Genomic DNA, 26,607 nt, shown 5'->3' with positions numbered 1-26,607 from the left:
GGTTAATGCAAGGTTAGGGCAAGGTTAATGCAAGATTGGGGTGTTAGTATAATTTTAAAAAAGGAGGTTTACGGTTTGGATGAATTAATGATTGAAACAAAAAATCTTTCTAAACATTATGGAGAGCAAAAAAGTGTTGATAACTTGAATCTACACGTAAAACAAGGGCGAATCTACGGTTTGCTTGGCAGAAACGGGGCAGGTAAAACAACAACCATGAAAATGCTGTTAAATTTATCTAATCCCACTTCTGGGGAAATCCGGATATTTGGTGAAAACATATATGGTAACGAAAGAAAAATTTTACCACGTATCGGAAGCCTGATAGAATCACCCGGATTTTATCCAAATTTAACAGGAACGGAAAATTTGAAAATTTTTGCTCTTCTCAGAGGAGTATCAAAACGCAAAGCAATTGAAGATGCTTTAGAAGTAGTTGGGTTACCTTACAATGATAAGAAGTTGTTCTGTCAATACTCACTTGGTATGAAACAGCGCCTGGCTATTGCTCTTGCTATTATGCACGATCCGGAGCTGCTGATACTAGATGAACCAATTAATGGTCTTGATCCTATCGGAATTGCTGAAGTCCGTTCCTTTATACGTGAACTATGCGAGGTAAAAAAGAAAACAATTCTAATATCAAGCCATATACTTTCTGAAATAGCTTTACTGGCAGACGATATTGGAATTATTGATCACGGAATTCTGCTGGAAGAACAAAGTCTTTCTGCTTTAGAAGATAAAAATAGTAAATATATTAATTTTATAGTATCTGATCCAGCTCAGGCCGCCAGAATACTGGAAAAAGACTTTAAAACAGTAAACTTTATAGTAGGAGGAAACCACAGCATTCGTATATATGATGATAAAGTATCTGTTTCTTTATTAAACCGAACTTTCATAGAGAATGGATTAGAGGTCTCAGAAGCACATACATGCGAAGATACATTGGAAGATTACTTTAAACGAGTAACAGGAGGTGAAGGAATTGCATAATCTTCTTCATGCAGAGTTTATTAAATTTAAAAGAAGAAGAATCTTTTTATTTGGTATACTGGCTGCAATAATTTTTCCTGTTTTTAACTCTGCGCTGTTATCGGAATCTAATTTTGCAAGTATACAATCTGGCGTAAGAGAAGACAATGCTTTTTTATTATTAATGCCTATGCTTATCATTTTGGCATCCAATCTTTTTTTTGTGGAGCAGGATAATAACACTCTTAAAAATCTACTTTGTATTCCTATACCACCAAAAAAACTGGTGATTGCAAAGCTGTTGGTTTTATTGTTTTTTTCAATTGTATTTCAGATTACTGGTTTTGCTGTCAGTACGGCAATTGCAATCGTACAAAACATACCCATTATTCAACCTTTTTTCCAATTTTTTTTGACTGTTTCCACCGGCATATTGATATGGGCCGCAGCCCTCCCATGCATTGTTCTGGTTGTTTGGTTTAATAAAAGCTACTTGCTTTCTATTATCATTGTTTTCTTTTATACGCTTATAAACTATGTAATGCATTTCAGCGATGCGATAATGATGCAGCCCATTGGATTAAACGCTGGCACATTAATGCCTGTCCCAATGATATTTAGATGGTTATATCAGTTTTATAATCCAGTTGGAGATATACAAACTGCTTTTTACCACAGATTTAGCGAATATTTTGCATCTACACCCATTTGCTTTTTAGTACTTCTGCTGGAGGCATTTGCATGTATTTATATAATGTTTTGCATCTACAACAGCAGAGAAAATTAAGAAAGGAGCTTCTTCATGTTCTGCATTATAAAAACAGAGTTTATAAAATTAAAACGATTTCATATTCTGCTTATTGGTATGATTGGAATGACATTCCCAGCTATTCTCTCAGTTTTTACGCAAACTGTCTCTACTCCCGAATCTCAGATAAAAAATTTTAATATCTCAGCAATGATAGATAATACTATCTGGAACAATGCAACTATTTTTATGCCAGTTACCTTCACACTGATTGGGGGGTATTTAATTAATCGTGAATATACAGATGATACACTTAAAAATATATTCACAATTCCAATCAATTTTCAAAATCTTATTATAGGTAAGCTGATTACTATGAGTATATTAAGTGTGTTATTTGGTTTTTATAGTTTCTTAATAACTATTATTGTGGGATTAGTAACTGGCATTACTGGTTTAAGTACAACTATTTTGTTGAAAGGTCTTATTCAGATGCCTGGTATAGCACTCTGTACATTTATTTCAGTTCTTCCCATTATTACTTTCACAAGCCGAAAACGTGATGCCTTTATGGGAGGAGTTATCATATCTTTTTTATTTGGATATAGTTCTATGTTTATTAAAAATGCCACTCTTCGCAGTATATACCCGATTTTATCTGGTCTAACCGTTATCCGGTTTGACACAGGAATATACATGAACACTGCTGAACCTGCTAATCTTTTTATGTCTATTTTAACTTTGGCTGTCGTACTTTTGCTCACGAGCCAAATTATTTTATTCACTAACCCACCTCATAAAACAGTAAAAAATAAAAAAAACAATAAGTTCTTACGACAAGGGCAAAAGAGCCAGAGCTAAAGTATCGCCCATATAACAATAAGGAGAGATTTCATTATGAAAGTATCTCTTATGCATTTTAACATTTGTAGTAGTACCTCATCTTTTGAATTAGCAGACTAATGCCCTCATATAGAATATAACCTCCTATATGAGGGCATTCACCTAAGGTTTAGAGTTAATTAATCTATAATACAATGATTTATTGCTCAATAATTCCTCATGTTTTCCTGACTCAATTATTTTTCCCGATTCGATCACATATATCCTATCAAAATCCTGAATCGTATTTAAGCGATGGGTAACTACAATCTGACTTACACCTTCATTCTTTATATTTTCATAAATTTTCTTTTCTGTAATTGTATCTAAATTACTTGTTGCCTCATCAAATACTATGACCTCTGGTTCAAGTGCTACTGCCCTGGCTATTGCAATTCTCTGCTTTTGTCCTCCTGAAATATTCTGGCCGTTTTCCCCAATAAAAGTATTAATACCCATTGGACAGCTTTGAATAAAGTCCTGTGTTTCTGAAACCCTGACAGCTTTATTAAGTTTATCATCAGACAGGGTATTCAGGACGTCTATATTATCCCTAATTGAACCACTAAAAGCAACCGGTGTCTGCGTAACTATCGTAAATATCCTGTCGATATCATCTCTGTTAATTTGAATTATATCAATTCCATTTAGAGTGATTTTACCTGCATAATTAAATAGAACATTCATTATAATTTTTAATAGTGTTGACTTTCCACTTCCAGATGTACCTACTATAGCAATACGTTCACCTGCTCTTAATTCAAAGTTAATATCAGATAATTCTTTTTTATTACTGTTACCATAAGAAAAACTGAGTTCTTTGAGCTTTAGATGCTCGAAATGTGGTATTGATATCTGTCCGTTCACAGCATTTTCATTATATGTAAGGAATTCCTCCATTCTTAATAATGTCTCTTTTAAGTTACCTAACTGCGGAATTACAATCGATACCGTATTAAACGGTGCCATAAAATATGATGATAACGTCACAAAAGCAATAAGCCCCCCTATCGTCATTTCTGTTAGAGAGACAAAGTATGATCCACAGATATAAATTAATAGTGGAGTTATGATACCTATTGCATTAATACCTGATTCAAGAAAATTTCCTGCAATGCTCTTTCTCCGTAATAAATTTATCACCTTATCGTAATCATGTTTAAGACCCGTATTTAATATCTCACTTAATCTCATACATCTGATCTGCTGGATATTTACTAAAGTATCTACCATTTTTCCCTCAAGCTTACTTCTCTCCGCCATATAGTTCATAACCAATTCATCTAACTTTTTTTTAATCAAACTAATATAGATTAACTGAAGAAGAATTATTATTAAAGTCATTAAAAATAAAACAAATGATTGTCCTATCATAAAAATAGCGCATATAATTCCTGTTATTATTTCTACAATAGTTGATATAAGTAACGATGAAACAAAATCATAGATGTCGTTTACACTGTTAAATCTATATTGCAGGTCACCAGATGAATGACTTTCATAAAATTTTAAATTAATATGAAACAATTTATCAATCATATAATGTATTGTTTCTTTATAAAGACTATTTTGTACCAGAAGTATTATGTTTTGTTTCAACAGATTCGCACAAAAAAAAGCAATCATAATAAAGAATGCAATTCCAAAATATATAAGAGTTTTATATACGCCAGGACCTTCTCCCATTTTGTCTACTATCTTTTGAATTGTAAGTGAAGGCAGCAAAACAATACACTGAGTTAATAGAGTCAATATAAATGCAAAAACAACAGAAGAATATTTAATTTTAATAGATGAACTTATAACATGTTTACTCTTTTTTCTAATGTCCTTTGTTGGTATAATTTTAATAATATATCGTTCACATTCATTTAACAAATCCTGAAATGACATATGCCTTAATCCATTAACTGGATCATTTATAACATATTTATTTTTCTTTTTCTGTGTTACTACAAAATAATGGTTATTTTTTGTGCACATTATAAGCGGTAAATTATCGCTGATATTTTCTTCTACCAAAAAATCCTCATAGGCCGTAAATTGAAATCCATATTCTTCTGCAATATATTTCATATCAGACAAAGATAATCCATCACGACCAATATTTAAATTTGCTCTTATATCATTTTGATTAAATTTACAACCATAATACTGAAAAATCATCGTCAGACATGAAATTCCACAATCAGTTGTACCTAATTGTCTGATCAATGGAACCTTTTTCTTTTTTGGCATATTATCACCTCATATTAACTGCTAAAACGCAGGGCAATTCACCCGATAAATCTCTAAGAAGCGAGTACCCAATCCCCGACATTCCATTCATAAATCCTATTGAACAATAACCATATAGAGAGCTTACCCCCAGACATTCGTCTTGAGCAATACCTGCTACAATTTCTTTTCTAATTTCTTTAATGTCCGTCTCTAATTTTATATCACCAATTTTTTTACAATATTCCTGTATAATCTCTGTATTCCCAATATTACCATGGCATAAGCAATTATTATTACTGATCCCATTTTCATAAACAGTTTCAATAGCATTTTGTATATCCTGTAAGATAATTTTTTTGCACTCATCATTAAAACTACTTAACATGCCAATTCTTCCCAATAAAATTCCTGGAGCACCATGGCACCATGCAACTGTATAGATGTTTTTATCTGAAATTTTTTCTCCCTTAAAGTGCCTCTCATCTTTCCAGTTTTTATACGTCTGGTCATATAGAGTTTGTTCGAACTTCAATCCATTTTTTATGGCATTTAGCGTATATTCATTTTGTGTATATTCCCACAATCTTGTCAGCGCATAAATGATTCCACTGGTTCCGTGAGACATTCCGGCAAGCGCAGACATTTTAGGATTTCCGGTCCAACCCCCATTGTGATTTTGTGATACTATCAAAATATCTCCAGCTTGCTGTGCCAGTAGTAAATAAGACTTATCATTTGTTATTTCATACATTTCAACCAGTGCGATTACAGCTCCGGAATTTCCATATACCAAATCAAACTTTTTATCATTCTGAATAGCTGCTGCCAAAATATCTACGTGACGGACCGCATATTCTAAATAGATTTTACTGTTTGTGATCTTAAATAACAGGCAATATGTATAAACAAGACCAGCCTCTCCATTAAAAATACCACTATCTTCCTCATTAAGATCCTGTCTGTCTTCCAATAAGTTATCTGTATATTGAAATAATGATTCTGCTACTGCATTTAAAACCTGTTCATATTTTTCACATTGAAAAACTTTATTAAGAGCAGCAAAAAATATAGCAATACCAGCCAGACCTTCATACAAGTAAACGGAAATAGGTCGTATATCCCACGAGAAGCTATCATCATCACCAAGAGGCAGTACATCGACCCAGCTAATATCTTTTTTATTTTTTCCCCACACGGCTTTACGTATAAGGTAATCAGCAATTTTTTTAACTGTTTCTTCGCATTCAGACTCATATGTCAAAACAGATTTATTTGAAGTAATATGTTTAATCTTTGAGTTCCTTTCATTTGTTTTATCCACATCATCCAAAGCAATGTTTATAAACATCACCTGTTTCTCCAAATCAGCTTCACTCAACTCCATTACTTTATGGCATGCATATTCAATACTTGTATGAGAAAAGTAATCTTCAATACACTGCCCCCTGCCATCTCTTAACATAGTCTCATTTGCCATAACTGTAAAATACGGTATATCCATATGAAGCATATCATCCACTTCATGTTTGATTATGTCTTCCGATTTATCAGACGTACAGTCTTTGTATAAAGAACATAAAAACAATTCTCTATCTTTACAATCCTGAAGAAAATCAGGATGATAAGACAGATGCAGTATCATACTATATTTTTGGGTATCTTGTATCAGGTGTCTCACTTTTAAATCACCAAAACTATTTAATAGATCACACAAACTATTCTTATTAGCAAAAGCATATGTATATGCATCACTAAATCCCTCCACAATATCATCCGAAAATTCTGCAGCAGGCACAAATAAATCATTTAACCTGGCCAGATTATCCCGCTCCTCTTTCACAGGATTTTTATACTCAAGATGCATATTGGATGTATATTCGACAACAATATGTGGAATTTTGAATGGGTAAAGCGTTCCTCCCTGCCCTCCCACTGCACTCATGTCAATTCCTTGCCCCTTCTTATCAAACCTTTTCTTTGGTAGAAGACCCGAAGACAAAACCGATTGTCTTAGCATGATATTTATGTTATCTCTTGCATATAGCTGGTCAGATGCTTTCCAATTCTCAAGAATAGTTTCTGCATCTATGATTTTGGGATATTCGCCATTTGCAATTAAGTTTTCCTCATGAAAATCATTTGCATTAAGAATATAGCTGATAAATATAAGTGATCCAAATCTATAATAATATCGTTTTAACTGTTCGTGGCTTCTGCAGCAATCACTTTCTACAAACTCTTCCCAACCATAGTTTTCACAGTCAAGTATATTGAATTTTCCCAAATCATATTTAAGACCGGGTTTTATAAATTCTATGGTTTTTTGCAAATACACCTCTGCTTTTAAGCTTCTGGATTTATATACCAGTTTATTCCTATTCTTAAGTTCAAGGATAAATACAGTTTCTCCACCATTATGAGAATCTGATGTGTCTGATTTTAAAGATTCAACAACTAAGTTTTTGTCCTTTATTTCAAAATTATTACATATTTTTTTCCAATCGTTATTCAGTCGTGTAAAAAAAGAAATATAACATTTATTAGTAATTAAAATAGACTCAAATAATAACCGTTCCAAACCCGGATATAACTGAAAAAGCTCTGCTATATAATTCTTATCTTTTAAATAATCTTCATTATATTGCAAATATTGTTCAGATGGATTTCCCTCTAAAAGTCCACTTTCTTTACTTATATACATCTCAAATATTAAAGTTCTTAAAGAAACACTTCCAAGTTTATCTAGCAGTGCCCTTGAATAGCTTTTTATAATACTTGGCTGTAAATCAGAAAATACTTTTTTTAACGTAAATACTCCAAATTGAAGAAAATGATTATAAAAACTTGAAAAGAACATTTTATCGACCGGAATTGTTACCGTTTCGAGAGGATCCGATTGGTATTCTTTATATAAAATCATTATTTGACTCAGAAGAGTCATATCCTGTGTAAATACAGGTTCAGTATACTTCGGAAACAAAATAGACTTAAATGAAATTCCATATACTGATGGGAAAATATGCATATCTACACCCTTTAATATCTTCCTCCAGTAATCCATAACCTCCTCTTTTCCCTTTTTTTCATCTAATATTTTTCTTTCTTTTATATAATAACTCTTTATTGACATCATAATATTTTCTCCTCAATTCACAATAAATACCTGCACTATTCTTAATTAATAATTAATAGTTAATATGTATTAATTTATTTAGGACAACATCTTTTAAGATAAGTGCCATAATAGCATTCTGCTGTTGCTGTACATACAACACCGCCAGACATTCTCAGTACTCCGGCACCTGCTGAAACTCTGTTTAATTCTGCCTCTTCCATTTCTTTCATAACATTACCAACTGGATTAATAAAATTAATTCTTTTCACTGCATTTCTCATATTATTCATATTAAATTCCCCTTCCTCTTGATAGAATAGTGCAGGTACTTATTCTAAATTGAGCTTTATCACTCTTTAAAGTTGCTTGCATGATATCATAAATGTAACTCTTTTTTCTTTTAATGTAACTTTTCCTATCATTTGTGTAACTTTTCCTGCTGGTTCTCTCACAGTACTAACTAAATAAAATAAGTTCATACACTTGTATTTCTACAAACGCATGAACTTATTTAATGATTGTGATATATTCTTTATGTTTATCTTGAAAAAATCCGTTTTTTATAGTCCCCCAAACCACTGGCATCTTCTATGTTATAGCTCATAAGGTAATGGGTCCTGGATGTACCATAGACAGTAAATCCATGTTTCCGGTAAAGATCTGCAAGAGGGGACGACTGATAGACCGTTAACAAGATTGGTTTTTTAGTCCGATCGGATAAGCAGGTAATGTAATCAAGATATTCTCCCAGCAGTTCTCTCTCCCGGCCGGACGCAGACATGATAACAGAGACATCTGTAATCTGGTCCGGTTGTTCCTTATGTGTAAGATATCCTATGATTATTCCGTTCATCCGGACGCTTAAAAAACTTGCATCTTTTCTCATTCTATGAAATAGGTCGTCTGCAATAATCCTCTGTATCTCATCAACCCAGCCGCCATAATACTGATCCACAAATGGTTTCAAGAATTCTTTTCTTAATTCCACGTACTGGTCTAAGTCCTCTTCGCCAACCGCTTCGATTGTATACCCCTCACGGATCCGATCATCAGATAATATCATGCATCCCCCTTACCAGCAACAATCTGGATTCCTTCTATTTCTACCATTATATAAACAGTGCCGGTAATTATTCTTTTTTAAAACCCTCTCCCGCTGCTTTTACAAACCCAGATCTTATCCTGCACATATCGTTTTACCAGCTCTTTTCCCATATTCCCATAAATCTTGGGATCTATGACAGATTTGTCCCCACTGAGAATCCGCCTCATGCCATCAGTAAACGCAATTCTTAAATCCGTGGCATAATTCACCTTACAGATTCCTTCCTGAATGCAGCTTCTCACAACCTCATCCTCTAAGCCAGAGGTCCCATGAAGCACCAGGGGGATAAAAACTCTCTTTTTTATCTCTTTTAAAAGATCCAGCCGAATGTTGGGGCTCCGTTTATAGACACCATGTGCAGTTCCTATTGCTACTGCAAGAAAGTCAATACCGGTCTGTTCTACGAATTTCACAGCCTGTTCCGGTGAGGTGAGACCGGTTCCGCCGCTGTCCACATCATCCTCTTTCCCTCCGATGCAGCCTAATTCCGCTTCAACCGGTACCCTGCAGGGGCGACATGCATCCACAACACGTCTGACTAACCGGCTATTCTCCTCCCATGGCAGATGGGAGCCATCTATCATAACAGAGGTATACCCTTCCCGCAATGCCTGAACTGCCAGTTCAAAGCTGCTGCCATGATCCAGATGAAGTGCAACCGGAACTGTCGCTCTCTCAGCCACTGCTTTTACATTGGCATAATAGAGGTTCAGACCAGCATATCTGGCCGTAGACGGCGTTGTCTGTAAAATAACAGGTGACTGCATCTCCTGTGCAGCCTCCACGACTGCCATGACCATCTCCATATTTTCCACGTTAAAGGCACCAACCGCATAATTCCCTTTCTGAGCATCCAGCAACATATCTTTTGAAGTAACTAATGGCATTTTATCTCTCCTATTCTTCCGTAATCAGCCGTGTAATCTGGTCCTTTTGCCTGCATTCCCTGAGCCTTGATAAAAATCCTGGCTCCATAAGCTTTTGAGAAAGAGCAGAAAGGAGTTTTAAATGAACATCATCTTCTTCCTCTCCCACGGCAATCATAAACACGGCATAAACCGGTTCACCATCCGATGAGTCAAATGATATTCCCTTCCTTGATAAACCAACTGCAACTCTAGGCATACGAACCGCCTGTGATCTGCCGTGTGGAATCGCAATTCCACCGCCAAATGCCGTAGAAGAGACTTCCTCACGTTTCATAATCTCTTTCTTAAATGCCTCTGCATCCTGCAATACTCCATCTGCATAAAGCATTGCCACCATCTCATCAATCACCTCCTCTTTTCCGGTATTTTCAAGAGTAAGGCATATCGTTTCCTCCTTTATTAAAGAGGCTGGAAGGAAAGAGGCCCCTGCCGTTTTCCACTGCGCTGTCTCCTTTTTTGCAACTGGAGTCACTAAAATATATAATATAGCGCCGATGAAAGAACCCAGTAGTATGCAGAGAACCCATGCAGCCGGTTTATTAACCAAACCAAGAATCAGAAATCCACCATGGGGCGCAGGCACTTCTATCTTCATAAGATACGTGGAAACGGCTGAAATAGATGAACTCAGCATAAGAATCGGTATTACCTTCAATGGATTCTTTGCTGCAAAGGGAATGGCACCCTCCGTAATATGGGTAAAACCCAGGACATAATTAACCATTGCTGCAGTCCGGTCCTCCTCAGAAAACCTGTTTTTCTTAAGAGTGGCGGCAATGGCGAGAACCAGGGGAGGAGTAATGCAGGCCGCCGAAACGCCCGCCATAAAATAATAATTTCCCTGACCGAGAAGAACGGTTCCCGTCACGTAAGCCGCCTTATTAACCGGCCCTCCCATATCAAACGCACACATGGTTCCAATAACAATTCCCAAAAGTACCGGACTGGTATTCTGGATCTTTGTCAATGCCGCCATCATCCACTGGTTGAGGGCCCCACATGGCTGGGCAAACAGCATCATCAGTATGCCAACACCTCCAATGGTAATGATTGGAACTATAAAAATAGATTTTAATCCTTCCAGCTGCCTGGGAAGCCTTTTTAATGAGCTGACAACTCCCTGAGAAAGATATCCGGATAAAAAGCCGGAGACAATTCCTCCCAGGAACCCGGCATCCGTTCCTGCCGCAATAGCACCTCCCACCAGTCCTGCAAGGAGCCCTGGGCGCCCGCCAATGGACTGGGCGATAAAACCGCTCAGAACCGTGACCATTAATCCCATTGAATAGCCGCCTACCGACTTGATCAGGGCAGCAATCGGATTATACTGCTCCGATGCCGGATCAAAAGAATAGATTCCCCACAGAAAAGAGACCGCTGTCAGAACACCTCCTGCCACCACCAGCGGAAGCATATGAGAAACGCCGTTCATGAGATGCTTATAAATCTGACGGACAGCATTCTGCTGCGGCTGAGGATTCAGATTGCGGCTGATCGTTCCTCTCCTGACAGGAACACTTCCAGCCAGACATGCTTTTACCAGTTCCTCCGCCCTGCTGACTCCATCTCCCACCGATACCTCCAGAACCGGCTTGCCGTTAAAACGTTCCAGATCTACACTCTTGTCACTGGCAATAATAACCGCATCTGCCGCCTGTATGTCAGCCTCCGTTAAAGCATTCTCAACCCCTATGGCTCCGTTAGTTTCCACTTTGATCTGACACCCCAGTTTTTCAGCTGCCGCTTTTAAAGCCTTTTCCGCCATAAACGTATGGGCGATTCCCGTAGGACAACCGGTTACTCCAAGTAATCTCATACACCCTCCACCTTTCTCACAATAATTTCTTTTGTATAATCTTCCACTCTATCCATTAAACCCAGTCCGCTGCTCTCTGCCACATTGGCTCCTACTGCTGCGGAACGTTTTAATGCTCCCTCTATCTCATATGGCTGATTCATCCATATGCTTAAAAAACCGGCAAGTGCTGCATCACCGGCACAGGCCGAACTGACCAGCCGGACTTTCTTCGTCCCTGCATGGTACAGAGCACTGCCATTATAAAAATAAGACCCCCGATCTCCTAAGGTGAGAAGAATATTCCTGGCTCCACTTTCATAGAGATCTTTCAGCACATCTTTAACATCTGCTTCATCCCGCATCACGATTCCAAAGATTTCTTTAATCTCCTCGTCATTAGGTTTAATCAGATACGGCCGGCAGCCGATTAGATATTTTAAATGTGGTGAGCTGATATCCAGGATAACGGGCGTCCGTTTTCTCTGGCAAATCTCCATCACCTCATCGTAAAAGGAATCCTTAACCCCCTTTGGAAGACTGCCGCTGATGATTAACGTATCCATATCGTTGAGTGTCTCCAATAGCCTGTACAGATTCTTCTGCTTCCCCGGCGAAACATAGGAACCTTCATTTACAAACTTATACTCCTCCTTTCCATCATTTAAAAAGATATTAATTCTGGTTGTGTCATTCACCCAGACCGGATAAGTCTTAATTCCCCTTTTCCTGGTCTCATCAACAACAAAACGACCGGAAAAGCCCCCGAAAAACCCCAGAACAGCAGACTGGGTCTGAAACCGCTTTAAGCAGTAGCTGACATTCAACCCCTTTCCGTTGGGAGTGTAAACCGCATCAAAGGTACGGTTCACCACCTTTCCCATAATTCCACAAGACGAGAGATTCATATCAATCGCCGGATTTGCTGTCAACGTATAGATCACTGATTCCACCTCTCTTTTCTATGAAAATTCTGCTTACCTGCTATTATAGAGAAAATGGCAGTGAAAATCTTTTCAGTTTCTGAAAATCCATATCCGGGAGCACTCCTGCTAAAAGACGCTGGAATACCTGATAATCAGGTACACCAGCGTCTATGTAACCACTCAGGAATAAGTTGACATATAATCTATAATAATTCTGCAGATCATATGCAGTCGCATAAATGCAACTTACCAGGCAAAAAAAATTCTTGCTGCTTCTTCCTTTGTCAGAGGGATCATCTTCATAATTTTGTTCATCTCTTCCACTGTAAACGTGTTCCCTTTTCTCTTCATCTTGCGATAAAATGTACATCTGCTTACTCCAATGGCATCTGCAACTGCTTCCTGAGTCAAAGCTGATTCTGCCATCTTCTCCTTTAACATTTGTATGTTCAAATAATACACCCCTTTCCAGTTGCATTAATGCTACTACTGTAATATAAGGATAGCTCAAAGAAATTAAAAAGTCAATATATAAATCGCAAAAACGCACCTGTTTCCGTTGCATTTTTGCAACATTGATGATATGATACATTCAGGAGGTATGAATATGTCAATCACTGGTCAGAGAATCAAAGAAAGAAGAAATCAATTAGAGATGAGTGCAGACGATGTAGCCGCCCAATTAGGCGTTTCAAGGTCTACCATTTTCAGATATGAGAACGGACACATAGAAAAGGTACCTGCCAATGTTCTGGAAAAGCTGGCAGGCATTCTTAAAACCACCCCTGCATATCTGATGGGCTGGCAGGACGACTGCTTTGAACATCCAAGCTGGGATGCGCCCGTCTGGATGCATGTCAATGCAGATGCAGAAAACGCCTGCTTATTCAGGGAAGACGAAGGCCTTGGCTACCACACGGACAGCTTACGGGCGATTCTGGAAAACGCCTGCCAGGACGACCGCTATAAGATCACCGCTATGGCGAAGATTTACTTAACGCTTACGGATTCCGCAAAAAGAAAAGCCAATGATTATATTATGGATCTATACGAACAGCCAAAGTACCGGAATCAATCCCAGAATGCATCCCAAGGCTGTGAAGAAGAGAAAGATTAATCAGACCCAGCTGTTTCTCATAGGTTTACGCAGTTAAAAAACTTGCTCCTGGTAATAAAATCTTGCTGAATTGTAAATCATTTTATGATAAAATATAAAGGATTTTTCACAAAAATACGATAGAAGAGCAGGAACAGTTGAACTATGGAAGCGAAATTAGAAAAAAAGTACGGTTTATTTACAGCCATCGCTATGGTTGTAGGCATCGTAATTGGAAGCGGTGTATTTTTTAAGGCAGAAAAGATTCTGACTGCAACAGGGGGCGATTTAAAGCAGGGCATTCTTGCATGGGTTATTGGCGGCATCATTATGATTTCCTGTGCATACACATTTTCCGTTATGGCTACCAGATATCAGTACATTAACGGTATTGTAGACTATGCAGAGGCAACGGTGGGAAAATCATTTGCCTATTACGTTGGCAGTTTTATGGCAATTATTTACTATCCTACAATCACCTCCGTCCTTGCATGGGTATCCGCACGGTATACTTCTGTTATCTTTGGTTTTTCCATTACCGGAGGTGAGTGTATGACGATTGCCTGCCTTTACCTTATTTCCAGTTTTACCATTAACGCTTTATCTCCTGTTTTAGCAGGAAAATTTCAGGTAAGCACCACTGTCATTAAGCTGATTCCTCTCTTTTTAATGGCAATTATCGGAACTCTTACCGGTCTTCACAACGGTATGACCGTTTACAACTTTACACATACCGTATCTCAAAGCACCTCTAACGGACTGTTTACAGCCATCGTTGCTGCAAGCTTTGCCTATGAGGGCTGGATTATTGCAACCTGTATTAATGCAGAGCTTAAGAATGCAAAAAGAAATCTTCCTCTCGCTCTGATTACCGGAACCTTAATTACCATGACCGCATACATTCTGTATTACATCGGACTCGCCGGCACCGTTAAGAACGAAGTAATTATGGCAGGCGGAGAAGCAGGAGCCAAACTGGCATTCCAGACTGTCTTCACATCAATCGGAGGCAACCTGTTATTTGTATTTGTAATTATATCCTGTCTGGGGACGTTAAACGGACTGATGCTTGGCTGCACCCGCGGAATTTACTCTCTTGCAGCAAGAGGTTTAGGTCCGAAGCCTAAGGTTTTCAATCAGGTAGACCCTATGACCAACATGCCTGTTAACTCTGCAATCTTAGGATTATTTCTCTGTGGTATCTGGCTGTTTTATTTTTACGGTGCGAATCTTACTGCCAGCTGGTTCGGATTTTTCACTTTTGATTCATCCGAACTTCCCATTGTTACCGTGTATGGTTTGTACATTCCTATCTTTATTATGTTTATAGTAAAAGGCAAAGGTTTAAGCATATTTAACCGGTTCATAATGCCCTGTATATCCCTTGCAGGCTGTATTTTTATGATCATTGCCGCATGGTATGCACATGGTACTGCTGTAATTGCTTTTCTTATCATATGTTTTGTTGTTATGGTATTTAGCGCTTTCTTCTTAAGTAACTCAAAAGCTACAGTCTAATTTAACAAGGGGAGCTGTCAGAACTTAATCAATTAATCAGAGAATGTAAAAAGAATAATAAAGTAATCGGTGGTATTTGCGCCGGAAGGGATGTTGTGGCAGAGGCACTATGTATTGAAGCCAATTCACATCATACTCAAACTTTAGACGGCAATATCGTATTAAGCCCTGGTAATGAATATGTGGATTTTGCACTTGCCATTGGAAAAGCAGCAAATATATATAAAGATGAGGCAGATTATCAGGAGACTATCACTTATTTCAAATTATTTCAAAATCCAGATGTTACTATTTAGAATCATTCTATACAAGGGCAGGATTCCCCAAACAGGATTCCTGCCCTGATTTTATAAAAGCATAAATTTATATTTTTATTATAACAGATGAAAGCCCCTTCAGACTGCCCTCTGTTTCTCCATAAATTACCTCACAGCCATGGTCGGGCAATTTTAGATTAACCGAATCTGCATTAAAATTCTGTATAAGCACATATGTTGCTTCCTCAGACTCTCTTGTAGTCACTTCTACTCCATCCGGAATATCAGGGAGGGGTTTTTCAATCTTATCGTTCTTTTGCACTGCTTCCAGGAAATCGTTATAAAACTGCTGTTCCATATCAGCACAGATATAATATGCCTTCCCTTTTCCGTATTGATTACAGGTTACAACCGGAAGATCTTTATAGAAATCTTTCTCATAGGTCATAAGCACCCTGGCATCCGAGACGTTTACCAGTTCGCACAGATTCCGGCAGGTATATCTTCTTTCCAGAGAAAGAAAATTATCTTTAACTGGAAGCGCAGCATTTTCTTCCCCTTCATATAATCCATCAATTTCTGTTCTCCTGAGACCAAATACATCCGTTAATTTTCCAGGTACACCTCCCAGAAAACAGCGGTCCGTATCATCTGCTACTCCGGACCAGAAGGTCATTACAGCAGTTCCGCCGTTTTTTACGAATTCCCTGATTTTATCCCCTATTCCTCCACGGAACAGATAAAGCATGGGAATCAGAACAATACGATAATTCTCCAGATCATCCTCCATGTCAATGATATCCATATCAAGTCCAAGCCTGCGCATTCCTGCATACATCTTTTCTGCCGTTTCTTTATAGGGTATACCGGCATTTCTAGGTCCCTGTGAATCAAACAATGCCCACCGGTTTTCCGTATCCCAGATCAGCGCAACCTTTGGTTTTTGAACCGTTCCAGCAAGTTCTGACAGCCTTCCAAGTGTCTCTCCAACCTGACACACTTCTTGAAAAACCCTGGTATCCTCACCTCCATAATGGTCAATCACGGCACCATGAAATTTTTCCGATGCCCCCCTGCTTTGGCGCAGCTGAAAATACAGCACACTGTCAGAGCCATGAGCTACGGCCTGCAAAGATGCGGCGTGCAGTATTCCCGGTTTTCGAAGTTTGCTCACCTCCTGCCAGTTTGTAGAGGAAGGCGATGATTCCATCAGCAGGAATGGTTTTTTTAGCAGCGAGCGCATAAAATCATGCTGGAACGCAGTCTCTGCGGCAGTCTGAGGTACAGGTTTTCTATGCCATTCCGGATAACTGTCCCAGGATGCGACATCAATAACTCCTTTAAATTTTCTGTAATTCAGCCCATCATAATCCCCCATAAAATTAGTGGTAACAGGCTTCTGACAGCCACCATCCCGGATTGCTTTCTTTTCCTGTGCGGCAAAATCCACCGTTTGGGCGGTTACAAATCTTTTCCAGTCTAAATTCAAGGCATGAAGCAGCAGCTCCCCCTTGGACGAAGGGCTCTCAATCTGTTCAAAACTCTGATACGTATGCCCCCAGAATGTGGTACTCCATCTGCGGTTTAATTCCTCTATCGTATCGTAGCGTTCCTTCAGCCAGCCCCTGAATTTTTCCTGACATAACGGACAATGACAGTCTCCTCCGTATTCGTTGGAAAGATGAATAAGCAGAACACCGGGATGGCTTCCCAGCTCTTTCGCCAAAATCACATTGATTTTTCTAACCTTCTGCCGATAAACCGGAGATGTATAGCAATGATTTTGCCGTCCTCCAAACAAATTCCGTTGTCGTTTCTCATCAACCCGCAGTACTTCCGGATACCGCTTTGCCAGCCACTGAGGCCTTGCCCCGGAAGGTGTTCCTAGAATTGTGTAAATTCCTTTTTGATACAGCTGATCTACGATTTCAGTCAGCCAGTCAATCTGGTATCTTCCTTCCTCAGGCTCCAATAATGCCCAGGAAAACATCCCCATTGTGACCGTATTAATACCAGCCTTCAAAAAAAGCTCCAGATCCCGCTTCAGAATATCCGGGGAATCCAGCCATTGCTCCGGATTGTAATCACCTCCGTGCAGCAACCTTTCCTGACTCATTATAATTTTTTTATTCATCGTTTCTTCTCCATAGTCCCCACTCACATTTATTCAATCCCCTCATACAGAGGTTATCATCAAGACATAGAATACATTCCACTTTTTTACTCAAAAGCCCGATCACATCCCTCCTGGTCTTATTGTACCTGATTCTCTCTTCAGAGGAAAGCAGTAAAAAATCCGGCCGCATTTAATTTCTTTAGAAAAGGAGCAAATTCTGTCTCTGTATTATTACCATAAATGCCCAGAGTGAAACTCTGTTTATACTCATCTATAATAAATCACCTACGAAATGAAGGTACTGTTGTTAAATCTACGGAAACTCAAGATGAAAATGTTTGACAAAATTGAAAGAATAATATATAATTTAACAGTTATAGTGTGTTACTGATTAATCAGGCATTAACTATGCATGAATATTTTTGGAATGTTTATGCTGGTTAATGCTTTTTTTGTGTCCGGAAACGAAAAAGCTTTATGATAAGCATTTCAAAATCAAAGATTATATAATTAAGAAGTTGAAAGGAGTCTTATTAATGAAGGACAAAATTTTCGGAGTACTACAAAGAATTGGCAGATCTTTTATGTTACCAATAGCAATTTTACCGGTTGCTGGTCTGCTGTTGGGAATAGGTGGTTCTTTTACCAACCAAACCATGTTAGACGCCTATGGGCTTACAAAGGTCATGGGCGAAGGAACCGTTCTCAATGCATTGCTACAGATCATGAATAGTGCAGGTAATATTGTATTTTCGAATTTACCAATTATTTTTGCAATTGGCGTTGCAATCGGTATGGCAAATAAAGAGAAGGAAGTTGCAGCTTTGGCTGCGACAATTGCATTTTTTATTATGCATGCTTCTATTAGCTCATTAATCAGTATTCATGATAATGGAGAAGGCCTTTTAGCAGGTGCTACAACTTCCGTTTGCGGTATTACATCATTGCAGATGGGTGTTTTTGGAGGTATTATTGTAGGTTTAGGAGTAGCAGCACTTCATAATAAATTTTATAAGATACAACTTCCGCAGGTGCTGTCATTTTTTGGGGGAACACGATTTGTACCGATTGTTTCCGGAGTGGTATATGTTTTTGTAGGTATTCTCATGTATTATGTCTGGCCAGTTGTTCAGCTGGGAATATATGGAGTAGGAAATGTTGTTTTAAATAGTGGTTATGCCGGAACATGGGTTTATGGTTTCATGGAAAGGATTCTGATACCATTTGGTCTTCATCATGTATTTTACCTGCCATTCTGGCAGACAAGTATTGGTGGAAGGTTAGAGGTTTCTGGCAAAATGATCGAAGGTGCGCAGAATATTTTCTTTGCCCAGCTTACAGATCCTACTGTAAAACATTTTGCTGTTTCGGCTACACGTTTTATGTCAGGAAAATTTCCGCTTATGATTTTCGGACTTCCAGGAGCAGCACTTGCCATGTACCGCACTGCAAGACCCGAAAACAAAAAGGTTGTTGGAGGATTATTATTATCCGCAGCACTTACCTCAATGCTTACAGGTATCACGGAACCTCTTGAATTTACGTTCTTATTTGTTGCTCCGTTACTGTACGGGATTCATTGTGTTTTGGCAGGCGCAGCCTATATGATCATGCATATATGTGGTGTTGGTGTAGGCATGACATTTTCCGGCGGACTTATTGATATGTTTTTATTTGGTATACTTCAGGGAAATGCAAAGACCAGCTGGATATGGATTGTAATCGTAGGTATTGGATATTTCCTGGTTTATTATATTCTATTCTCATTCTTAATCAAGAAATTGGATTTAAAGACACCAGGCCGTGATAAGCAGGAAGAAATAAAACTGTATACAAGAGCCGATGTAAATGCTCAAAAAAATGGAAACAAAGAAACCCTGGATGACTTTGTTTCAGCAGGTATCTTAAAAGGCCTTGGAGGAAAGAAGAATATTACATCAGTGGATTGTTGTGCGACAAGACTTCGCTGCACAGTAACAGATGGAAAACTTGTTGACGATAATGTGTTAAAAGCAACAGGTGCCAGTGGTGTCGTGCATAAAGGAAACGGCGTACAGATTATATATGGCCCGAGAGTGACTATTATCAAGTCAAATTTTGAAGACTATTTAGAGACTGCACCAGAGGAGTCAGACTTTAATTATACAGAGAACCATGATTCGTCAGAAAACGTAAGATCTAAAGAAGAAAAAAAGGTGATTAATTCCATAATCATTTCCAGTCCGTTTACAGGGGAGGCTGCAGATATTACAACTGCGCCGGATGAAGGATTTGCAGGAAAAATGATGGGAGATGGTGCTGTAGTTACGCCAACAGAAGAAATAGTTACTGCACCCGAAGATGGGGAAGTCTGTTTTGTTTTTGATACAAAACATGCGATAGGTTATCAAACGGACCTTGGTATCACGATGATTATCCATGTGGGAATGGATACGGTCAAACTTAACGGAAAAGGGTTTGAGGTATTTGTGGAAAATGGACAAAAGGTCAAGAAAGGGGATAAACTCCTTAAAATAGATTTAGAATACTTAAAAACAGCAGCACCATCCATATGCTCTCCAGTCATCTGCACAGAACTCCAGGATAATCAGGAGATAAGACTAATTGCAAATGGTGCGGTTAAAGCAGGTGAGCCATTATTTGCTGTGGATACTTTTGAATAAGTAATAGTAAAATGCCGATTGTAAATGTCCTATTCTTTCTGTTTTATTCATGATAAAATGGAAAGAATAGACATACAGAGAGGATGGCGTTTACGATATGTACCGCATAAGTAAGATATTAAATCACAACAGTATAATCGCAATTGATATGAATGATAATAAAGAATATATTTTATTGGGAAAAGGAATTGGATTTGGGAAAAAGGTATCAGAACGTTTTGAGTCAGCAAAGGATTGCTCTGTTTACTCTTTACAGGAAAAGTCAGAACGAGGTACGAACAAAGATCTGGTTAAGAGTGTTTCACCTGAATATTTTGAATACGCCAATGCAATTTTAGATGAGGCAGAGAAAAGGGTTGGAAAGCTTGACCGGGGCATCCTGTTTCCAATGGCGGATCATATTTCATTTGCGGTACAGAGAATCCAGAATGGGGAGCAGATATATAATCCGCTCACAGAAGATATAAAGGCATTATTCCATAGCGAATTTAAGGCAGCATTGATTTTACGTGATATTTTAAAAAAAGAAAAGAACATTTATATTGATGATGATGAAATCGGATATGTTTCCCTGCATATTCATGCTGCTAAAGAGGATATTCACACCTCAATCTCGATGAAGATGGCTGAGGCGGTAAGAAGATGTGTAGACATCATTGAAAATGAAAAAAAATGTAAGATCGATGTCATGTCCCTGTCTTATAACAGGCTTATGAACCATGTAAAATATATGGTAGCCAGAGTGGTAAAGAACGAAGAATTAAAGTTGAACATCAATGACTATCTGGAATTTAAAATTCCGGATTCCTTTACGATAGCAACTACAATCTGTGACGAATTAAGTATCGCATTAAAACTGGAAATAAAAGAAGTAGAAATCGGTTATTTAGCCATGCACATTGAACGTGTACTATTGAGCGAAGAATAAACACTTGTGGATAGCCTGCTGGAGAAATGAACTTCAGTAATCTGAAATCTCACAATAAAATAGCAAGCAGCCCCTTTATATAAAGTAATATGGGGCTGCTGTCTTTTAAGAATTATTATCAAGACAATAATTTAATCGTATAGCGATACGTTCGCGATTCTCCGGATTTTAAAATCATGACATTTCTTTTATCTTCAAAAATATCCCCCTCATCGTCGCACGTAGAAAGTCCACTCCAAGGTTCCAAGGCAACAAATGCCGCACCTGGAACTGACCACAGAATCAGATATGGAAAATCACAAAATTCCAGCTCCACACCATGCGTCCGGTCTTTATGGATCAACTGAACCCTTCTGGAATGCAGCTGATCTAAAATAATTGCATCATTATCAAACATTTGATTAGTCAGTTTAATAACCTTCTGCTTATCTAAGAACTTCCTCCTGCTTCCCATATTAATTAATCCGTTTTCAAGAACAGGGGCCGGTATCGTACATGTTTCTTCGTGTTCAAACTCAACCAGATAATCTTCAAATGACGCATTCTTATCAACAGGACAACAAAACCCAGGATGTCCGCCAATATAAAACGGCATATCCTCATTCCCTGTATTGGTAACAATGTATCTGGTCTCAACAGACGCTCCCTTCAGTTCATAACGGATTACCAAAGAAAACGGGAACGGGTAGTCATCAAACGTGGTTTCGTTGCTCACTAACGTAAACTGAGCCTTTTCCCCTCCTGCAAAATCACAGGTAAATATCATTTTTCTCGCGAATCCGTGGCGGCAGAGGTTAACCATTTTCCCGTTCCTTAATCTGGCCTGATTATTTCTTAAGCTTCCGCATATCGGAAACAGGATCGGTGAGTGACCTCTCCAGTAATCCGGATTCCCCTGCCAGATGAATTCTCTCCCCTTTTTATTCCGAATGGATAACAGCTCTCCACCTGTTTCACTGACTTTCGCAGACAGAGCAAAATTACTGATTTCATAAACCATTTGTAATTTTCCCTTACCCCTTTCCAACACAACCACAGGTATGCATTTTATCCATAACAAAATGTTTAACCTTATAAATTCCTAATGCACCATATTTTTTCGGATCAATGGCACCAGGTTCCCGGCAAAGCACTTCCTTTACCCCTTCGCTATAAGCGATTCTCAGTTCCGTTGCATAGTTTACCTTGCAGATCCCACAGGATATTGCTTTTTTTACCATTTCATCCGGCACTCCTGAGGCTCCGTGAAGGACCAGCGGCACCGGTACCATTGCTGCAATCTCTGAAAGCCGGTCTAAATCCAGCCTGGGCTCCCCCTTATACAGGCCATGGGCGGTACCTATTGCAACAGCCAGAGAATCAACTCCTGTTTTTTCAATAAATTCTCTTGCTTCCTTTGGATCGGTATAGGCGCTCCCCCCGCCTCCGTCCAGGTCATCTTCTTTTCCGCCCACTTTACCGAGTTCCGCTTCCACCGGAATACCAGAGGCTTCACATGCATCTGCCACTCTTCTGGATAATCTGATATTCGCCTCATAAAGCTCCCGTGATCCATCAATCATAATCGATGTATAGCCGATACGCAAAGCCCTCATTGCCAATTTAAAACTGGAACCATGGTCCAGATGCATGGCAACCGGAACGTTGACATTCTCTGCTGCTGCCCTTACATTTGCCAGATAATACTCCAGTCCCGCATAATTTACGGTGGAAGGTGTGGTCTGCAAAATAACAGGCGCATTCAGTTCTCCTGCTGCCTGAATGACTGCCATCACCATCTCCATATTCTCCACATTAAAGGCTCCCACGGCATAATTGCCTTTCTGCGCATCTAAAAGCATCTTTTTAGTTGTTACCAGAGGCATAGTTTCTCCTTTCCCCTCATAGCCGTTTTACGGTCACTCCCCCTAAAACCCGCTCTAAGTCATCCCGCTCAAAATACCCCGTCTTCTTTGACAGTGCATTTGCCGCTGATACAGCAACCGAGTAAGCCAGACAATCCTTCAGTTTTTCTTTCCGGTACAATGCTGCTGCAAAAGCCGCTACCATAGAGTCACCGCAGCCAACTGTATTGGCTGCATAAATCCGTTGTGATATCCCATGAAAACACCCATCATCACACATCAGGAGCGCTCCGTCTGCTCCCAGAGATACAACCACATACCGTATATTCCGTTTGTGCAGCTTAATTCCGCTTTCAATCAGCGCCTGCATGGATTCCAGCCTGCGTCCCATCAGCTCTTCCAGTTCTTCCTTATTCGGCTTTACAAAATCCGGTTTCTCTGTAATTCCTTCTTTTAAGTAGCTGCCTCTTGTATCAAGAAAAACTGTTTTTTCAGATTCCCTGGCAATTCGTATCAGTCTGCCGTATATGTCAGGTGGAAATCCTCTGGGTACACTGCCTGATAAGATGACCATGCTGCTATCCTGAATTGTATGACGGAAAAATTCCAGGAAATCTTCCTGCTCCGATTCTGTAACCTCACAGCCCGGCTCTAAAAATTCAGTTGATGACCCCGCTTCCCCTAAAACGTTGATGCAGCTTCTTGTTTCTCCTCTAACCCGAAAGAAATCATATTCAATCCCATCCTGGCTTAACAGATTTAACAGATAATCACCATTGCATCCTCCCACTATTCCCGTTGCTTTTACCGGCACACCGCATAAACGGATCACACGGGCTGCATTTAATCCTTTTCCTCCTGCACTGTTTCTGTAACCAGACACTCTCATCACTGTACCAGGATATAAAAATCCTTTTATCTGATATGCTTTGTCAATGGAGGCATTCATAGTCACTGTTGTTATCATTGGCACATCACTACCTTTCACTGTCAATTAATATCTTTCCTTTTACTTCCCCAGGTCTCTGAAATAGTTGAAACGCAGAATCAATCTCACTTAAAGGAATAATCCGGTAAATCAGATCCGATGAAAATTTCAAGAGACCGTTCTTAAAATAAAGTGCGGTAAGATCCCACTCTTTTCCCGGAAACGGCGGACTGTAGGACATCCATGATCCGGTCAGATGAAGTTCCTTCCGATTTAGGTTTTCCCACTCTTTTGGAGAAAAAACCAACCCTCTGGCAGGTGTACCAATAAAACTTAATTTGCCTTTATTTGCCGCCAGCAAAAACGCCAGTTTCATGGTTTCCGTATTACCTGCAGTTTCGAAAATATATTCATATCCCTTACCGCCAACAGCATCCATTGCCTGTTCCAGAAAATCCGGTGACTTTGTATTTACCGTTCCATCCGCTCCCAGTCTTTTTGCAAGTTCCAGCCTCTCCTCACAAATATCATAAACCACCACTTTTGCAGCACCAAAGATTTTCGCCCACTGCATGGTAAACAAACCAATTGTACCTACACCAAGAACTGCTACGGTTCCTCCGCCTTGATAATCAGCACCAATCAGGCCGTGAAGTGCAACGGTAGAAGGTTCAAAAAAAGCCCCCTGTTCAAACGAAACTTCGTCACTGAATTTAACTGCATTCCGTTGCGGAACCACTACATATTCAGCAAAGCTTCCATATTCCCTTGAACCAATAAAGCTATAATTTTTACAGAGAGAGTAATCTCCCTTCTGGCAATCCTCACAGGACAAGCATGGAACCAGGGGAACTCCTGCCACGCGGTCACCTGCCGAAACTGTATGTACTCCCTCTCCAACCGCTGCAACCGTACCGGAAAATTCATGCCCCAGTACATTGGGATAAAAATGACACCCATCGCCATTGACTCTGGGAATATCCGAACCACAGATACCGGTGTACTTCACCTTAATCAAAACCTGCCCCGGCTTAACCTGAGGTGTTGGAATTTCCTCATAACGAATATCTCCCCTTGCATGAACCACTCCTGCTTTCATATACAATCCTTTCTGTTTTGGGGCGCAGAAATGCCACAGAGCGCTTCTGCCCTCCCCAAAATTTAAAAATATTAATGTACCGAGTAATTATTAAACATTCAAATCCTGTTGACGCTTCCTGGAATGCATGACTGCAAAAACAATACAAACTGTATAGATAACCGCAACAACCATAAGGCCTATTATATTCTTCTGTGTAAAAATCTGTGTATAGATATATGTAATCGGGCACCCTCCCTGGTCCAATGCCGCCACTAAATTTGCACCATCTGTAGAATTGGTGGTCTGGGCCAGTTTCGTTACCCAGGGTATGGTTTCATTGGCCACCCAGATTGTAAAGAACATAATTGCACTGCCGGATATAATGGAACGGAACAGATTTCCTTTATGCACAGCAACAGCAATCGCAATGAAGAAACCAATTGTTGCCAGGTCACCGAATGGAAGAATGGTGTTTCCCGGTACAATAATTGCTATTAGAATGGTAAGAGGAATAAAAATAAGTCCGGTTGTCACTACCTGAGGATCTCCAAGGAGAATTGCGGGATCCAGTCCGATATAGAAATCAGCACTGCCAAATTTTTTAGATAATATATCTTTTGCTTTCTCAGATAAGGGCATCAGACCTTCCATAATACACTTTACAACCTTCGGCATTAATACCATAACGGCGGACATCTTAATGCCAAGTGGTAACGCTTCCTGAGGTCCGTACCCTGCCAGAAATCCAACAACGGAACCCAGAATTCCGCCAATTACAATTGGCTCTGCTAATACTCCTGCCTTTTCCTGAAGTGAATCAACAGAAATATCAATATTCTTAATAACAGGTATTTTATCCAGTATATAATCGATGGCGCAGGCAACCGGAGCCATATAGGCAGAGGTACCGTGCGGCACTGTCAATCCATCCAGTTCAAAGTAATCCGACATCAAAGGAGCCCAGAGATCTCCAAACTTATAGGATATTGCTGCATGAACAATAACTCCTGCAATTCCTATTGCAAAATTTCCGGTTGCCACATAAGCAATGGCACCAGTAAAAGTCATATGCCAGATGTTCCAGATGTCAATATTTACTGTTTTGGTCCATTTCAATCCAAGCATAAGTATGTTCACCCCGATTGCAACCGGAATTGCAACCGTTGCAATACTGGATGCCCATGTCATGGGAGATGCTCCCGGCCACCCAATATCCACTACACTTAAAGTCAAACCAAAATTTTGTGACATTGCTTTTGCTGCAGGTCCCAATTGTGCATTCATCATATCGACAATCAGTCCAAGCCCCACAAATCCCACGCCAATCATCAATCCGGACCGGATCGCTTTCCCCACTCTCACACCTAAACATACGCTTAAAACAGATATGACAATAGGCAGCATTACCGATGCGCCCATATGAATGATGTAATTAATGATATCACCAAATACCCCCATCTTATACTCCTCCTTCTTTT

At 39.3% G+C, this 26,607-nt stretch carries 22 protein-coding genes; 8 read left to right on the top strand and 14 right to left on the bottom strand.

Annotation, left to right across the window (positions count from 1 at the left end):
* The first annotated feature begins 87 nt into the window (after window positions 1–87).
* The 3 genes from RZO55_RS09255 to RZO55_RS09245 are packed head-to-tail and all read left to right on the top strand — an operon-like array spanning window position 88 to window position 2,587.
* Complete coding sequence (locus RZO55_RS09255) at window positions 88–999, top strand: ABC transporter ATP-binding protein (protein ID WP_439100045.1); 912 nt, start codon at window positions 88–90, stop codon at window positions 997–999.
* Window positions 992–1,765 (top strand): ABC transporter permease, encoded by a 774-nt coding sequence (locus RZO55_RS09250; protein WP_318063991.1) that lies wholly within the window; start codon window positions 992–994, stop codon window positions 1,763–1,765. The genes RZO55_RS09255 and RZO55_RS09250 overlap by 8 nt, the downstream gene beginning before the upstream one ends.
* A gap of 15 nt (window positions 1,766–1,780) precedes the next feature.
* Window positions 1,781–2,587: an ABC transporter permease gene (locus RZO55_RS09245; protein ID WP_318063990.1), complete on the top strand. Its 807-nt coding sequence runs from the start codon at window positions 1,781–1,783 to the stop codon at window positions 2,585–2,587.
* Window positions 2,588–2,731: 144 nt separating this feature from the next.
* Here RZO55_RS09245 and RZO55_RS09240 read toward each other — a convergent pair whose 3' ends face one another.
* The 8 genes from RZO55_RS09240 to RZO55_RS09205 form a co-directional block, all read right to left on the bottom strand.
* Window positions 2,732–4,846, bottom strand: coding sequence for a peptidase domain-containing ABC transporter (locus RZO55_RS09240; RefSeq protein WP_318063989.1), 2,115 nt, complete (start codon window positions 4,844–4,846; stop codon window positions 2,732–2,734).
* Window positions 4,847–4,850: 4 nt separating this feature from the next.
* Entirely contained in the window at window positions 4,851–7,961 is a 3,111-nt protein-coding gene (locus RZO55_RS09235) for a type 2 lanthipeptide synthetase LanM family protein (protein WP_318063988.1), read from the bottom strand.
* 74 nt (window positions 7,962–8,035) lie between these two features.
* Window positions 8,036–8,233, bottom strand: coding sequence for a plantaricin C family lantibiotic (locus RZO55_RS09230; RefSeq protein ID WP_318063987.1), 198 nt, complete (start codon window positions 8,231–8,233; stop codon window positions 8,036–8,038).
* Window positions 8,234–8,481: 248 nt separating this feature from the next.
* Window positions 8,482–9,006: a hypothetical protein gene (locus tag RZO55_RS09225; RefSeq protein ID WP_318063986.1), complete on the bottom strand. Its 525-nt coding sequence runs from the start codon at window positions 9,004–9,006 to the stop codon at window positions 8,482–8,484.
* A gap of 77 nt (window positions 9,007–9,083) precedes the next feature.
* On the bottom strand, window positions 9,084–9,935 hold the full coding sequence (locus RZO55_RS09220; protein WP_318063985.1) for a class II fructose-bisphosphate aldolase: 852 nt from the start codon (window positions 9,933–9,935) through the stop codon (window positions 9,084–9,086).
* 10 nt (window positions 9,936–9,945) lie between these two features.
* Window positions 9,946–11,793: a fructose-specific PTS transporter subunit EIIC gene (locus RZO55_RS09215; protein WP_318063984.1), complete on the bottom strand. Its 1,848-nt coding sequence runs from the start codon at window positions 11,791–11,793 to the stop codon at window positions 9,946–9,948.
* Complete coding sequence (locus RZO55_RS09210) at window positions 11,790–12,716, bottom strand: 1-phosphofructokinase family hexose kinase (protein WP_318063983.1); 927 nt, start codon at window positions 12,714–12,716, stop codon at window positions 11,790–11,792. The genes RZO55_RS09215 and RZO55_RS09210 overlap by 4 nt, the downstream gene beginning before the upstream one ends.
* A gap of 228 nt (window positions 12,717–12,944) precedes the next feature.
* Window positions 12,945–13,139 (bottom strand): helix-turn-helix domain-containing protein, encoded by a 195-nt coding sequence (locus RZO55_RS09205; RefSeq protein WP_318063982.1) that lies wholly within the window; start codon window positions 13,137–13,139, stop codon window positions 12,945–12,947.
* A 166-nt stretch (window positions 13,140–13,305) separates the two neighbouring features.
* Between RZO55_RS09205 and RZO55_RS09200 the strand changes: the two genes are divergently transcribed.
* From RZO55_RS09200 to RZO55_RS09190, 3 genes are all read left to right on the top strand, one after another.
* Complete coding sequence (locus RZO55_RS09200) at window positions 13,306–13,815, top strand: helix-turn-helix domain-containing protein (protein WP_318063981.1); 510 nt, start codon at window positions 13,306–13,308, stop codon at window positions 13,813–13,815.
* A 144-nt stretch (window positions 13,816–13,959) separates the two neighbouring features.
* Window positions 13,960–15,312 carry an APC family permease gene (locus tag RZO55_RS09195; RefSeq protein ID WP_318063980.1) on the top strand — a complete coding sequence of 451 codons (1,353 nt, stop codon included), beginning with the start codon at window positions 13,960–13,962 and terminating at the stop codon, window positions 15,310–15,312.
* Between the two features lie 95 nt (window positions 15,313–15,407).
* A complete protein-coding gene (locus RZO55_RS09190; RefSeq protein WP_318063979.1) occupies window positions 15,408–15,608 on the top strand; it encodes a hypothetical protein in 201 nt (66 codons plus the stop codon).
* Window positions 15,609–15,675: 67 nt separating this feature from the next.
* Here RZO55_RS09190 and RZO55_RS09185 read toward each other — a convergent pair whose 3' ends face one another.
* Window positions 15,676–17,703, bottom strand: coding sequence for a beta-galactosidase (locus RZO55_RS09185; protein WP_318063978.1), 2,028 nt, complete (start codon window positions 17,701–17,703; stop codon window positions 15,676–15,678).
* Window positions 17,704–18,221: 518 nt separating this feature from the next.
* Between RZO55_RS09185 and RZO55_RS09180 the strand changes: the two genes are divergently transcribed.
* Entirely contained in the window at window positions 18,222–20,348 is a 2,127-nt protein-coding gene (locus RZO55_RS09180; protein WP_318063977.1) for a PTS sugar transporter subunit IIABC, read from the top strand.
* 97 nt (window positions 20,349–20,445) lie between these two features.
* Window positions 20,446–21,276 (top strand): PRD domain-containing protein, encoded by an 831-nt coding sequence (locus RZO55_RS09175; protein WP_318063976.1) that lies wholly within the window; start codon window positions 20,446–20,448, stop codon window positions 21,274–21,276.
* Between the two features lie 118 nt (window positions 21,277–21,394).
* On the opposite strand, the gene RZO55_RS09170 is transcribed toward RZO55_RS09175, so the two are convergent.
* From RZO55_RS09170 to RZO55_RS09150, 5 genes are all read right to left on the bottom strand, one after another.
* The gene (locus tag RZO55_RS09170) at window positions 21,395–22,276 is read right to left on the bottom strand and encodes an aldose 1-epimerase family protein (RefSeq protein ID WP_318063975.1); all 882 of its coding nucleotides are present in this window, start codon (window positions 22,274–22,276) and stop codon (window positions 21,395–21,397) included.
* A gap of 13 nt (window positions 22,277–22,289) precedes the next feature.
* A complete protein-coding gene (gatY, locus tag RZO55_RS09165; RefSeq protein WP_318063974.1) occupies window positions 22,290–23,141 on the bottom strand; it encodes a tagatose-bisphosphate aldolase subunit GatY in 852 nt (283 codons plus the stop codon).
* Window positions 23,142–23,157: 16 nt separating this feature from the next.
* The gene (locus RZO55_RS09160) at window positions 23,158–24,108 is read right to left on the bottom strand and encodes a 1-phosphofructokinase family hexose kinase (protein WP_318064137.1); all 951 of its coding nucleotides are present in this window, start codon (window positions 24,106–24,108) and stop codon (window positions 23,158–23,160) included.
* The gene (locus RZO55_RS09155) at window positions 24,098–25,147 is read right to left on the bottom strand and encodes a galactitol-1-phosphate 5-dehydrogenase (protein WP_318063973.1); all 1,050 of its coding nucleotides are present in this window, start codon (window positions 25,145–25,147) and stop codon (window positions 24,098–24,100) included. Before RZO55_RS09155 ends, RZO55_RS09160 begins: the two co-directional genes overlap by 11 nt.
* Window positions 25,148–25,237: 90 nt before the next feature.
* The gene (locus RZO55_RS09150) at window positions 25,238–26,587 is read right to left on the bottom strand and encodes a PTS galactitol transporter subunit IIC (protein ID WP_318063972.1); all 1,350 of its coding nucleotides are present in this window, start codon (window positions 26,585–26,587) and stop codon (window positions 25,238–25,240) included.
* Window positions 26,588–26,607: the final 20 nt, after the last annotated feature.

Origin of the sequence: Clostridium boliviensis, assembly GCF_033342255.1 — a bacterium.
GTDB lineage: Bacteria > Bacillota > Clostridia > Lachnospirales > Lachnospiraceae > Lacrimispora > Lacrimispora boliviensis.
This window is presented reverse-complemented; position numbering and strand designations above follow the sequence as displayed.